Genomic DNA, 14,564 nt, shown 5'->3' on the forward strand with positions numbered 1-14,564 from the left:
TCGGTAGCCGTCGGCCACTAGCACCAGCACCACGCAGCAATCGCCAACGACATCGCTGGTCCCCCTACCTCTGACATTGCAAGCACCCGGTTCACGTTGAATCGTGTTGCGACTCGACGGCCGATAATAGCCGGATCACGTGTCGGACAATGCAGCTTTTATTGAACTTGAGGAAGTCCATTAGGCGGGCGTCCGCGGTTCAGCATCGCATGGCCGGCGTTCCTCGAATCTAAGCGCGTAACGCCCAATAATAAATAGTTGACCAGCTGACTATTAATAGTCTCTCCAAAAGGCTCGAACATCGCATCGTCAGATTGGCAGTCAAACCTATACGAATAACTATACTCGCTGGTCAATAGCACTTTATTAGCTCAGCTGACGGCCACCGGGCATAGCGCGTCAGGAACACCGCAGCGTTCGTCTGAAAAAACTCCGCAATATTCGTTTTGCCTTTGGCGGAACGCATGTAATGTCCTTCACACTTCCTTGCTTTGAAAGCACACATACCCTGCTGGTGATTTGGAGTGTGGAGATGTCGTCTTTTGTTGTTGTTTCGCCTGAGGTGTTGGTGTCGGCGTCGGGGAGTTTGGCCGGGATTGGATCGGCGATTAGTGAGGCGAATGCGGCGGCGGCGCGGGCGACTACGCAGGTGTTGGCCGCTGGTGGTGATGAGGTGTCGGTGGCGATCGCGCAGTTGTTCGGCGGTTATGCCCAGCAGTATCAGCTCCTTAGTGTGCGGGCGGGTCAGTTTCATGCGCGGTTCGTGGAGTCGTTGATCGGCAGTGGGCAAGGTTATGGGCTGGCCGAGGCGGCCGGTGTGGGGCCGTTGCAGGCCTTTGAGCAGCAGGTGCTGGGTGTGGTCAATGCGCCGGCGTATGCGTTGTGGGGGCGCGGGTTAATCGGGGATGGCGCTAACGGTGCACCCGGTAGTGGCCAGCCCGGCGGGGCCGGGGGGTTGTTGATCGGCAACGGCGGGGCTGGGGGGTCAGGGGCGCCGGGGCAAGCCGGTGGGGCTGGTGGGGCCGCGGGGTTGATCGGCAACGGCGGGGTCGGCGGGGCTGGGGGCGCTGGCGAGGTTGGGGGGGCCGGGGGCCGGGGCGGTTGGTGGGTCGGCAATGGCGGGGCCGGCGGGGTCGGGGGTGTTGGTGCTCAGGGTGGGGTTGGTGGGGCCGCGGGGTTGATCGGCAATGGTGGGGTCGGCGGAGCGGGCGGGACGGGCGCGGGCGGGGGTGTTGGTGGCGCTGGGGGCTGGTTGTGGGGTGATGGCGGGGCTGGTGGTGGCGGTGGGGCCGGGGGTTTGGGTCAGGCCGGTGGTACCGGTGGTGGTGGTGGGGCCGGAGGCCTTATGGGTGGGTTTGGTGGTGCCGGCGGGGCCGGTGGTGAGGGCGGGGCCGGCGCGGCGGGTCAGGCCGGCGGTGACGGCGGGGCCGGCGGGGCCGGGGGCCTGACCCGTGCGCTATTCGGCTGGGCCGGCGGTGACGGCGGGGCCGGGGGTCAGGGCGGGGCCGGAGCCATCGGTGAGGCCGGGTTGGGGGGCGGGTCCGGCGGGGCGGGCAGTACCGGCGGTCATGGCGGAGTCGGTGGCGCGGGTGGGGCCGCTACGGGCTGGCTGGGTATGGGCGGGTTGTTCAGCGCGGGTGGGGCCGGTGGCGGTGGCGGGGCCGGTGGGGCCGGTGGTGGCGGCGGCGCCGGCGGCAGCGGGATCGGTCTGGGAATGGCCGGCGGTGCCGGCGGTGAGGGCGCCGCTGGTGGGGCTGGCGGGTCCGGCGGAGCCGGCGGGTCCGCCGGACTGTTGGGGCTTAGCGGGGTTAACGGCAGCGGCGGTATCGGTGGCGGGGGTGGTGCCGGGGGCACCGGCGGGCACGGCGACACCGGCGCTCTCTCCGGAGGCGCCGGTGGGCAGGGCGGCGCGGGCGGGGCCGCCGGTGTCGCGGGAACCGGAGGCCGCGCCGGCGCCAACGGGGTCGGCGGACTCGGCGGACACGGCGGACACGGCGGACAGGGTGGGGCCGGGCAGGCCGGCCTCACCGACCCCAACACCCCCACCGCCGGCGACACCGGCGGCACCGGCGGCGCCGGCGGCCAAGGCGGGGCCGGTGGAGCCGGTATCGGCGGTGTCGGCGGCGGGGCCGGCGGCACCGGCGGTACGGGGGGCACCGGCGGTATCGGTGGCAGTGGGGGCACCAACACCGGCGACAGCGGCGGCACCGGAGCCGCCGGCGGCCAAGGCGGCACCGGCGGAGCGGCTGGAGCCGCGGGCCAAGGCACCGACGGCGCCACCAACGGCGCCAACGGCACCGGCGGCCACGGCGGCACCGGCGGCACCGGCGGGGCCGGCGGTTTCGGTGCGGTCGGCGCCAGCACCCCCACCCCCACCGCCGGCGGTCAAGGCGGTCACGGCGGGGCCGGCGGCGCCGGTGGGACCGGTGGGGCCGGTATCGGCGGTGTCGGCGGCGGGGCCGGCGGGGCCGGCGGGGTCGGCGGGGCTGGCGGGGTCGGCGGTTACGGCGGCGATAACACCGGCACCGCCGGTGGGGCCGGTGCTGCTGGTGGCGTCGGGGGCACCGGCGGCACGGCCGGGGCCGGCGGGGTCGGCACCGACGGCGCCACCAACGGCACCCACGGCACCGGAGGGGTCGGCGGCCAAGGCGGGATCGGCGGCAACGGCGCCACCGGCACCATCGGCACCAGCAGCTCCACCCCCACCGCCGGCGGCCAAGGCGGCCACGGCGGCGCCGGCGGCCAAGGCGGCACTGGTGGAGCCGGTATCGACGGCATCGGCGGCGGGGCCGGCGGGGCCGGCGGGATCGGCGGCACCGGAGGAACCGGAGGAACCGGAGGAACCAACAACGCCACCAGCGGCGGCGGTGACGGCGCCGCCGGCGGCCAGGGCGGCACCGGCGGCACGGCCGGAGCCGGCGGGGTCGGCACCGACGGCGCCACCAACGGCACCCACGGCACCGGAGGCGCCGGCGGCCAAGGCGGCAACGGCGGCACCGGCGCCACCGGCACCACTGGCACCAGCAGCTCCACCCCCACCGCCGGCGGCACCGGCGGCCACGGCGGCAACGGCGGCCAAGGCGGTAACGGCGGAGCCGGCATCGACGGCATCGGCGGCGGGGCCGGCGGGGCCGGCGGCACCGGCGGCACCGGCGGCCAAGGCGGGGTCGGCGGCACCAACACCAACACCAGCGGCGGCACCGGAGCCGCCGGCGGACAAGGCGGCACCGGCGGCACGGCCGGAGCCGGCGGGGCCGGCACCGACGGCGCCACCAACGGCACCCACGGCACCGGAGGCATCGGCGGCCGAGGCGGCACCGGCGGCAATGGCGGCGCAGGCATGGACGGGTCCAACGATCCCCTAGCCCCCGTCGCGGGCGCCCAAGGCGGCCAAGGCGGCACCGGCGGCCAAGGCGGTAACGGCGGAGCCGGCATCGACGGCATCGGCGGCGGGGCCGGCGGGGCCGGCGGTACGGGAGGCACCGGCGGTACCGGCGGCACCGGCGGTTCAAACACTGGCGCCAACGGCGGCACCGGAGCCGCCGGCGGACAAGGCGGCACCGGCGGCACGGCCGGAGCGGCCGGGCTCGGCACCGACGGCGCCACCAACGGCACCCACGGCACCGGCGGCCAAGGCGGCACCGGCGGCAACGGCGGCCACGGCGCCACCGGCACCACCGGCACCGACGGCACCCCCACCGCCCCACCCACCCCCGGCGGCACCGGCGGCCACGGCGGCACCGGAGGCACCGGAGGCAACGGCGGAGCCGGCATCAACGGCATCGGCGGCGGGGCCGGCGGCCAAGGCGGCAACGGCGGCAACGGTGGCACCGGCGGCACCGGCGGAACCGCCGCCAACGGCGGAGACGGCGCCAACGGCGGACAAGGCGGCACCGGCGGCACGGCCGGAGCCGGCGGGGCCGGCACCGACGGCGCCACCAACGGCACCCACGGCACCGGAGGCGTCGGCGGACAAGGCGGCACCGGCGGCCACGGCGCCACCGGCACCACCGGCACCGACGGCACCCCCACCGCCCCACCCACCCCCGGCGGCACCGGCGGACACGGCGGCGGCGGCGGCCAAGGCGGTAACGGCGGAGCCGGCATCAACGGCATCGGCGGCGGGGCCGGCGGCCAAGGCGGCACCGGCGGCACCGGCGGCGACGGAGGAACCGGCGGCACCGGAACCTCCGCAAACAACGGCGCCAATGGCGGCGACGGCGCCAACGGCGGACAAGGCGGACAAGGCGGCACCGCCGGAACACCCGGATCCGGCACCGACGGCGGCGCCAACGGCACCAACGGCACCGGCGGACAAGGAGGCAACGGCGGCACCGGCGGCACCGGCGGCCAAGGCGGAACCGGCACTGGCACTGGAAATACTGGCGGAACAGGCGGCCGAGGCGGCCAAGGTGGAGCCGGTGGAGCAGGTGGAGCCGGTAGCGCCCTTCTCGTCGGCGGCGGCGCCGGCGGCAACGGCGGCACCGGCGGTGACGGCGGCACCGGAGGCACGGGAAGCCTTGTCACCGGCGCTGGAGGCGCGGGCGGCATGGGCGGCGCCGGCGGCACTGCCGGAACCGGAACCGACGGCGGCGCAAACGGCACCGGCGGTGACGGAGGGACAGGCGGCAGCGGCGGGACGGGCGGCACCGGCGGCATCGGCTCCAACGATCCGAATTCACCCCAGACCGGGAGCCAAGGCGGCCAAGGAGGCGCCGGCGGGGCCGGTGGCACCGGCGGGTCCGGCTTCGGCGGCATCGGCGGGGGTAACGGCGGCAGCGGTGGCACCGGCGGCCAGGGCGGCCAAGGCGGCTTTGGTGGAGACAACACCGGCACCACCGGCGGCAACGGAGCCGACGGCGGCCAGGGAGGAGCCGGTGGCGCCGCAGGAGTCGCCGGAACCGGCACTGACGGCGGGACCAGCGGCGCCAACGGCACTGGCGGAGAGGGTGGCCAAGGCGGCACTGGCGGTAGCGGAGGCACCGGGACTACTGGCTCCGATGGTGTTACACCCACTACCGGCGGCCAGGGCGGCCAAGGCGGCGCCGGCGGCGCCGGAGGGGCCGGCGGCGCCGGCATCGGCGGTATCGGCGGCGGCGCCGGCGGCACCGGCGGCACCGGCGGCAGCGGAGGCACCGGAGGCACCGGAGGCACCAACAACGGCATCAGCGGCGGCGCCGGCGCTGACGGGGGTCAAGGCGGTACCGGCGGCACCGCGGGAGCAGGCGGTGCCGGGACCGACGGCGGCGTCTCCGGCAGCAACGGCACCGGAGGCTCCGGAGGCACGGGCGGTACCGGCGGCACCGGCGGCACCGGTACAACTGGCACTGCCTCCCACTCGAGCCTCCCCGGCGGCAACGGCGGAATCGGCGGTCAAGGAGGCGCCGGCGGCCAAGGCGGCAATGGCGGCGCCGGCCTCGACGGCATCGGTGGTGGCCAAGGAGGCACCGGCGGCACCGGCGGCACCGGCGGCACCGGCGGCACCGGCGGCGCCAATATCGGAGCCAACGCCGGCAACGGGGGAGCTGGCGGCCAAGGCGGCGCCGGAGGGACCGCAGGAGTCAGCGGCACCGGCACCGACGGCGGTGCCAATGGCAGCCACGGTAGCGGCGGGTCCGGAGGCTCTGGCGGCGCCGGTGGCCAGGGCGGTAGAGGTCTGGACGGCTCGACGTTCGTTACACCCGCTCCTGGTACACAGGGCGGTCAGGGCGGTGCCGGCGGCCAAGGAGGCAGCGGCGGCGCGGGTTTCGGCGGGGTCGGCGGCGGCGCTGGCGGCCAAGGCGGAACCGGTGGCCAAGGGGGCACCGGCGGCAACGGCACAACCGGCGCCGACGGAGATGGCACCGCGGGCGGTCAGGGCGGCACCGGCGGTGCTGCAGGAACGGGCGGCACCGGCACCGACGGGGGTGCCAATGGAGGTAACGGCTCCGGCGGCGTAGGCGGTATCGGCGGTATCGGCGGTACGGGCGGCACCGGCGCTGCGGGCAGCGCCGGCAACAACCCGACCCCCGGCGGCAGCGGTGGTGCAGGCGGCACTGGCGGCACCGGCGGCCTCGGCGGCTCCGGCATCGGCGGCGTCGGCGGCGGCGCTGGCGGCACAGGCGGCACAGGAGGCACCGGCGGCACCGGCGGCCTTGGCGGCACCGGCGTCTCCAACGATGGCGCAGCAGGCGGTGAGGGCGGTGTCGGCGGCCAAGGTGGCGATGGCGGTAGCGGCACCGATGGCGGAGCCGGCGGCACCGGCGGCCAGGGTGGCAGCGCCGGCGGCGGCGGCGCGGGCGGCAACGGCAACGGCGCCAATCACACCGGCGGCAGCGGCGGCAAAGGCGGCACCGGGGGAACTGGCGGCACCGGCGGAACAGGTACCGGCGGCGGCGTTGGCGGCCAAGGCGGTGCCGGTGGCACCGGGGGCACCGGGGGCACCGGCAGCCTGGGCAACCCAGGGCAGTCCGGTACCCCTGGCGACGTCGGCGATCCAGGCGGAGCTCCGATCGGTAACGACGGCGGTACCGGAGGCCCGGGCGGCAACGGCGGCGACGGGGGCACCGGTGGACCTTGAGCCACGACCGACGGGTCCGCTGACAGCCTCACACGGCGCCAAGTCTCATTCGCGAGCCTCCTACGACTCCCGACCTATCTGCCGACCCGATCTGTCGTTGGTGATGCATCGCCTGCGGCGCCGTGACCAGCATCTGACTTCGCCGCCCGGTTGATTTGGAGTGTGGAGATGTCGTCTTTTGTTGTTGTTTCGCCTGAGGTGTTGGTGTCGGCGTCGGGGAGTTTGGCCGGGATTGGATCGGCGATTAGTGAGGCGAATGCGGCGGCGGCGCGGGCGACTACGCAGGTGTTGGCCGCTGGTGGTGATGAGGTGTCGGTGGCGATCGCGCAGTTGTTCGGCGGTTATGCCCAGCAGTATCAGCTCCTTAGTGTGCGGGCGGGTCAGTTTCATGCGCGGTTCGTGGAGTCGTTGATCGGCAGTGGGCAAGGTTATGGGCTGGCCGAGGCGGCCGGTGTGGGGCCGTTGCAGGCCTTTGAGCAGCAGGTGCTGGGTGTGGTCAATGCGCCGGCGTATGCGTTGTGGGGGCGCGGGTTAATCGGGGATGGCGCTAACGGTGCACCCGGTAGTGGCCAGCCCGGCGGGGCCGGGGGGTTGTTGATCGGCAACGGCGGGGCTGGGGGGTCAGGGGCGCCGGGGCAAGCCGGTGGGGCTGGTGGGGCCGCGGGGTTGATCGGCAACGGCGGGGTCGGCGGGGCTGGGGGCGCTGGCGAGGTTGGGGGGGCCGGGGGCCGGGGCGGTTGGTGGGTCGGCAATGGCGGGGCCGGCGGGGTCGGGGGTGTTGGTGCTCAGGGTGGGGTTGGTGGGGCCGCGGGGTTGATCGGCAATGGTGGGGTCGGCGGAGCGGGCGGGACGGGCGCGGGCGGGGGTGTTGGTGGCGCTGGGGGCTGGTTGTGGGGTGATGGCGGGGCTGGTGGTGGCGGTGGGGCCGGGGGTTTGGGTCAGGCCGGTGGTACCGGTGGTGGTGGTGGGGCCGGAGGCCTTATGGGTGGGTTTGGTGGTGCCGGCGGGGCCGGTGGTGAGGGCGGGGCCGGCGCGGCGGGTCAGGCCGGCGGTGACGGCGGGGCCGGCGGGGCCGGGGGCCTGACCCGTGCGCTATTCGGCTGGGCCGGCGGTGACGGCGGGGCCGGGGGTCAGGGCGGGGCCGGAGCCATCGGTGAGGCCGGGTTGGGGGGCGGGTCCGGCGGGGCGGGCAGTACCGGCGGTCATGGCGGAGTCGGTGGCGCGGGTGGGGCCGCTACGGGCTGGCTGGGTATGGGCGGGTTGTTCAGCGCGGGTGGGGCCGGTGGCGGTGGCGGGGCCGGTGGGGCCGGTGGTGGCGGCGGCGCCGGCGGCAGCGGGATCGGTCTGGGAATGGCCGGCGGTGCCGGCGGTGAGGGCGCCGCTGGTGGGGCTGGCGGGTCCGGCGGAGCCGGCGGGTCCGCCGGACTGTTGGGGCTTAGCGGGGTTAACGGCAGCGGCGGTATCGGTGGCGGGGGTGGTGCCGGGGGCACCGGCGGGCACGGCGACACCGGCGCTCTCTCCGGAGGCGCCGGTGGGCAGGGCGGCGCGGGCGGGGCCGCCGGTGTCGCGGGAACCGGAGGCCGCGCCGGCGCCAACGGGGTCGGCGGACTCGGCGGACACGGCGGACACGGCGGACAGGGTGGGGCCGGGCAGGCCGGCCTCACCGACCCCAACACCCCCACCGCCGGCGACACCGGCGGCACCGGCGGCGCCGGCGGCCAAGGCGGGGCCGGTGGAGCCGGTATCGGCGGTGTCGGCGGCGGGGCCGGCGGCACCGGCGGTACGGGGGGCACCGGCGGTATCGGTGGCAGTGGGGGCACCAACACCGGCGACAGCGGCGGCACCGGAGCCGCCGGCGGCCAAGGCGGCACCGGCGGAGCGGCTGGAGCCGCGGGCCAAGGCACCGACGGCGCCACCAACGGCGCCAACGGCACCGGCGGCCACGGCGGCACCGGCGGCACCGGCGGGGCCGGCGGTTTCGGTGCGGTCGGCGCCAGCACCCCCACCCCCACCGCCGGCGGTCAAGGCGGTCACGGCGGGGCCGGCGGCGCCGGTGGGACCGGTGGGGCCGGTATCGGCGGTGTCGGCGGCGGGGCCGGCGGGGCCGGCGGGGTCGGCGGGGCTGGCGGGGTCGGCGGTTACGGCGGCGATAACACCGGCACCGCCGGTGGGGCCGGTGCTGCTGGTGGCGTCGGGGGCACCGGCGGCACGGCCGGGGCCGGCGGGGTCGGCACCGACGGCGCCACCAACGGCACCCACGGCACCGGAGGGGTCGGCGGCCAAGGCGGGATCGGCGGCAACGGCGCCACCGGCACCATCGGCACCAGCAGCTCCACCCCCACCGCCGGCGGCCAAGGCGGCCACGGCGGCGCCGGCGGCCAAGGCGGCACTGGTGGAGCCGGTATCGACGGCATCGGCGGCGGGGCCGGCGGGGCCGGCGGGATCGGCGGCACCGGAGGAACCGGAGGAACCGGAGGAACCAACAACGCCACCAGCGGCGGCGGTGACGGCGCCGCCGGCGGCCAGGGCGGCACCGGCGGCACGGCCGGAGCCGGCGGGGTCGGCACCGACGGCGCCACCAACGGCACCCACGGCACCGGAGGCGCCGGCGGCCAAGGCGGCAACGGCGGCACCGGCGCCACCGGCACCACTGGCACCAGCAGCTCCACCCCCACCGCCGGCGGCACCGGCGGCCACGGCGGCAACGGCGGCGCCGGCGGGACCGGTGGAGCCGGCATCGACGGCATCGGCGGCGGGGCCGGCGGCCAAGGCGGCACCGGCGGCACCGGCGGCCAAGGCGGGGTCGGCGGCACCAACACCAACACCAGCGGCGGCACCGGAGCCGCCGGCGGACAAGGCGGCACCGGCGGCACGGCCGGAGCCGGCGGGGCCGGCACCGACGGCGCCACCAACGGCACCCACGGCACCGGAGGCATCGGCGGCCGAGGCGGCACCGGCGGCAATGGCGGCGCAGGCATGGACGGGTCCAACGATCCCCTAGCCCCCGTCGCGGGCGCCCAAGGCGGCCAAGGCGGCACCGGCGGCCAAGGCGGTAACGGCGGAGCCGGCATCGACGGCATCGGCGGCGGGGCCGGCGGGGCCGGCGGTACGGGAGGCACCGGCGGTACCGGCGGCACCGGCGGTTCAAACACTGGCGCCAACGGCGGCACCGGAGCCGCCGGCGGACAAGGCGGCACCGGCGGCACGGCCGGAGCGGCCGGGCTCGGCACCGACGGCGCCACCAACGGCACCCACGGCACCGGCGGCCAAGGCGGCACCGGCGGCAACGGCGGCCACGGCGCCACCGGCACCACCGGCACCAGCGGCTCCACCCCCACCCCCGGCGGCACCGGCGGCCAAGGCGGCACCGGCGGCACCGGAGGCAACGGCGGAGCCGGCATCAACGGCATCGGCGGCGGGGCCGGCGGGGCCGGCGGTACGGGAGGCACCGGCGGCACCGGCGGCACCGGCGGAACCGCCGCCAACGGCGGAGACGGCGCCAACGGCGGACAAGGCGGCACCGGCGGCACGGCCGGAGCCGGCGGGGCCGGCACCGACGGCGCCACCAACGGCACCCACGGCACCGGCGGCCAAGGCGGCACCGGCGGCAACGGCGGCCACGGCGCCACCGGCACCACCGGCACCAGCGGCTCCACCCCCACCCCCGGCGGCACCGGCGGACACGGCGGCGGCGGCGGCCAAGGCGGTAACGGCGGAGCCGGCATCAACGGCATCGGCGGCGGGGCCGGCGGCCAAGGCGGCAACGGCGGCACCGGCGGCACCGGAGGAACCGGCGGCACCGGAACCTCCGCAAACAACGGCGCCAATGGCGGAGACGGCGCCAACGGCGGACAAGGCGGCACCGGCGGCACGGCCGGAGCCGGCGGGGCCGGCACCGACGGCGCCACCAACGGCACCCACGGCACCGGAGGCGTCGGCGGACAAGGCGGCACCGGCGGCCACGGCGCCACCGGCACCACCGGCACCGACGGCACCCCCACCGCCCCACCCACCCCCGGCGGCACCGGCGGACACGGCGGCGGCGGCGGCCAAGGCGGTAACGGCGGAGCCGGCATCAACGGCATCGGCGGCGGGGCCGGCGGCCAAGGCGGCACCGGCGGCACCGGCGGCGACGGAGGAACCGGCGGCACCGGAACCTCCGCAAACAACGGCGCCAATGGCGGCGACGGCGCCAACGGCGGACAAGGCGGACAAGGCGGCACCGCCGGAACACCCGGATCCGGCACCGACGGCGGCGCCAACGGCACCAACGGCACCGGCGGACAAGGAGGCAACGGCGGCACCGGCGGCACCGGCGGCCAAGGCGGAACCGGCATCGATGATCCCAACTCACCCACCTCAGGCACTCAAGGTGGTCAAGGCGGCACCGGGGGGGCCGGTGGAGCCGGTGGAGCCGGTATCGGCGGTGTTGGCGGCGGCGCCGGAGGCAACGGCGGCACCGGCGGTGACGGCGGCACCGGAGGGACCGGAGGCACAAATACCGGCACCACCGGCGGTGCGGGCGCTGACGGTGGCGCAGGCGGCACCGGGGGTACCGCTGGAGCTGCCGGCCACGGCACCGACGGCGGTGTCATCGGGCTCATCGGCAACGGCGGCACCGGCGGCAATGGCGGCCAAGGCGGCAACGGCGGCGTCGGCACCACCGGCACCGACGACCCCAGCGTTCCCGCCCCAGCACACCTAGGCGGCCAAGGCGGCAACGGCGGCCAAGGCGGCACCGGCGGCACCGGCGGAGCTGGCATCGACGGGATCAACGGAGGCCAGGGCGGCAACGGCGGCCAAGGCGGCAACGGCGGCCAAGGCGGCAACGGCGGCACCGGCGGCGACGGCGGCCACGGATCCTCCGGTGGCACGGGTGCGGGCGGAGGTCAAGGCGGCGCCGGAGGCACCGGGGGCTCAGCTGGCCATGGCACCGATGGTGGCGCGCACGGCACCGGCGGCGGCGGCGGAGACGGAGGTACCGGAGGCACTGGAGGCACCGGCGGCACCGGGACGAGTTCCAGCTCGCCAACCGCCGGCGGCACCGGCGGCACCGGCGGCACCGGCGGCGCCGGCGGGGCCGGCATTGCCGCCTCCGGTGGGGGCGCCGGCGGCCAAGGCGGTAGCGGCGGCACCGGCGGTCACGGCGGCACCGGCGGCCAAGGCCAATTCGCCGCAGACGGCGCCGTTGGAGGCGCTGGCGGACAAGGCGGAGCCGCTGGCACCGGCGGCACCGGCACCGACGGCAACCACAACGGCACCAACGGCACCGGCGGGCAAGGCGGCACGGGCGGTTCCGGTGGCGATGGCGGCCACGGCGCCGATGGCGCCGATGACCCCAACTCACCCACCTCGGGAACTCAAGGTGGCCAAGGCGGGACCGGCGGCGCAGGCGGCGCAGGCGGCACCGGCATCGACGCCACCGGAGGCGGCGACGGCGGCCAAGGCGGCACTGGCGGCAATGGCGGGGACGGCGGAGCGGGCGGCAGCAACACCGGCACCACCGGCGGTAAAGGCGCTGACGGTGGTCACGGTGGCACCGGCGGTGCTGCAGGAGCGGCCGGTAGCGGCACCGACGGCGGCGCTGGCGGCGCCAACGGCGCCGGCGGCAACGGCGGCAACGGCGGCAACGGCGGCAACGGCGGCAACGGCACCCCCGGCGACAGCGGCATCTCACCTGAAACGGGTGGCCAAGGCGGGCAAGGCGGCATCGGCGGCGCAGGCGGTGCTGGCGGCGCAGGAATCAACGGCATCGGCGGCGGCAACGGCGGCCAAGGCGGCGCCGGCGGCAACGGCGGGATTGCGGGACCTGGCGGTACCAACACCGGCTCCACTGGCGGCAACGGCGGTGACGGAGGCGATGGCGGCGCGGGCGGTACCGGCGGCACCGCAGGCAGCGGTACGGACGGCGGCACCCATGGCAACGGCGGCCAAGGAGGCAACGGCGGCACCGGCGGCACGGGCGGCGCCGGCCCCGCTGGCGCCGACGGCCTCACACCCGGCGTCGGCGGCACCGGCGGCAACGGCGGCACGGGCGGACAAGGCGGGCAAGGCGGCACCGGAATCAACGGCATCGCCGGCGGCGCCGGCGGCAACGGCGGCACTGGCGGCACCGCCGGCAATGGCGGCACCGGCGGCAACAACACCGGCAGCACCGGCAGCACCGGCGCCAACGGCGGTGCCGGCGGCACCGGCGGCAACGGCGGCACTCTCGGCACCGGCACCGATGGCGGTACCAACGGAACCGGCGGCACCGGAGGAACTGGAGGAACCGGAGGCCACGGCGGTACCGGCCCCCTCGGCGCCAACGGCCTCACACCGGGCAACGGCGGTACCGGCGGCAACGGCGGCCCAGGCGGACAAGGCGGACAGGGCGGCACCGGAATCAACGGCATCGGCGGCGGTAACGGCGGACAAGGCGGCAACGGCGGCACTGGCGGCACCGGCGGCCACGGCGGCAACAACACTGGCGGCGACGGCGAAGACGGTGCCACCGGAGGCGACGGTGGTACCGGCGGCAACGCAGGTCTTGGCGGCAGCGGAACCGACGGCGGCACCAACGGAAACAACGGCACCGGAGGGACCGGCGGCCAAGGCGGCACCGGCGGCGATGGCGCCTTCGGCGAGTCCGGCAGTATTTCTCAACCCGCCCAAAGTGGCGGCAACGGCGGTAACGGCGGACAAGGCGGAGCCGGCGGCGCAGGTATCGCCGGCAACGGCGGCGGTACCGGCGGCCAAGGCGGCGCAGGCGGACAGGGTGGCCAAGGTGGCGCCGCTGGCGATGCCCCACTGGGTTCAGGTACTGGCGGTGTCGGCGGTACTGGCGGAGCGGGCGGCAACGGCACCGATGGCGGCTCAGGTGGCGATGGCGGCACCGGTGGCGCTGCAGGCACCGGCGGGATCGCAACCGACGTCAGTGACGGCGGAAATGGCGGCCAAGGCGGCGAGGGCGGCACCGGCGGACAAGGTAGCGGTATCGGTATCGGCGGAAATGGCGGTCAAGGCGGCGCCGGCGGCAGCGGCAGCGACGCTGGAACGAAGGTCGGCTACGCAGGCAGCGGCGGCAACGGCGGACAAGGCGGTAGCGGCGGCAATTCGGAAACGGGCGACGCCGGTAACGGTGGAAATGGCGGCCAAGGCGGCGAGGGCGGAACCGGCGGCAACCGCGACGAAAACCCAACACCGGGCGGCCCAGGTGGCGACGGCGGCAACGGCGGAACTGGCGGCACCAGCGGCGGCAACGGAACCGCCGGCCAAGGGGGCCAAGGCGGTCTGGGCGGCAACGGCGGACAGGGCGGTCTCGGCGTACCCGGCCTGACTGGCGGCGCCGGCGGGAGCGGGGGCGTGGGTGGCAACGGCGGCCAGGGCGGCGCCAGCAGCGGCCAGGGTCCTGCCGGTGACGGCGGCGCGGGCGGGCAAGGTGGCGCGGGCGGCATCGGCGGCAACGGTGGCAGCAATTTGGGCAACGGCAACGGAGGAGATGGCGGCCAAGGCGGTAATGGTGGCGACGGTGGACAGGGCGGTGCAGGCAAAGGCGCTATCGGGGGTGGCAACGGCGGGCTGGCCGGCACAGGCGGCGCAGGCGGCTCCGGCGGGAACGGCGTAGGCAGTGGTACAGGCGGCTCCGGCGGCTCGGGTGGCACCGGAGGCATTGGAGGCACCGGAGGCAACGGCCCCGGTGGCCAAGGACTACCCGGAGCCCCTGGCGACGGCGGCAGCCAAGGCAGCCCCCCTAGCGGCCAAGCCGGCGGCGCCGGCGCGCCGGGCGGACAAGGCGGCAGCGGAGGCAACGGAGGCCCCGGTACGGCATCCGGAAGCTTGTTCAGCCCACCACCTATGTTGCCGGTTGCGGCGACAGTACCGCCGAGTGAAACGGACCAGTTTGAAGGGTTAGCAACCGGGGCCGGCGGCCTGGGAACACTAACCTCAATTTTTCGCCGAGGGTGATGTCGGTCGAACTCGGCGATGGGTACGTGTGATGCGGGTTTGTGTGGTCTAGCACGTG

The 14,564-nt window shown here is 76.6% G+C and carries 2 protein-coding genes; both read left to right on the top strand.

All coding sequences use genetic code 11. The features are described from left to right. Nucleotides 1–532 precede the first annotated feature (532 nt). Nucleotides 533–6,559 carry a PE family protein gene (locus tag MB901379_RS22640; protein WP_158018644.1) on the top strand — a complete coding sequence of 2,009 codons (6,027 nt, stop codon included), beginning with the start codon at nt 533–535 and terminating at the stop codon, nt 6,557–6,559. Nucleotides 6,560–6,727: 168 nt separating this feature from the next. Further along, entirely contained in the window at nt 6,728–14,506 is a 7,779-nt protein-coding gene (locus tag MB901379_RS22645) for a PE family protein (protein ID WP_158018645.1), read from the top strand. Nucleotides 14,507–14,564: the final 58 nt, after the last annotated feature.

The sequence above is a fragment of the Mycobacterium basiliense genome, from assembly GCF_900292015.1.
Classification (GTDB): Bacteria; Actinomycetota; Actinomycetes; order Mycobacteriales; family Mycobacteriaceae; genus Mycobacterium; species Mycobacterium basiliense.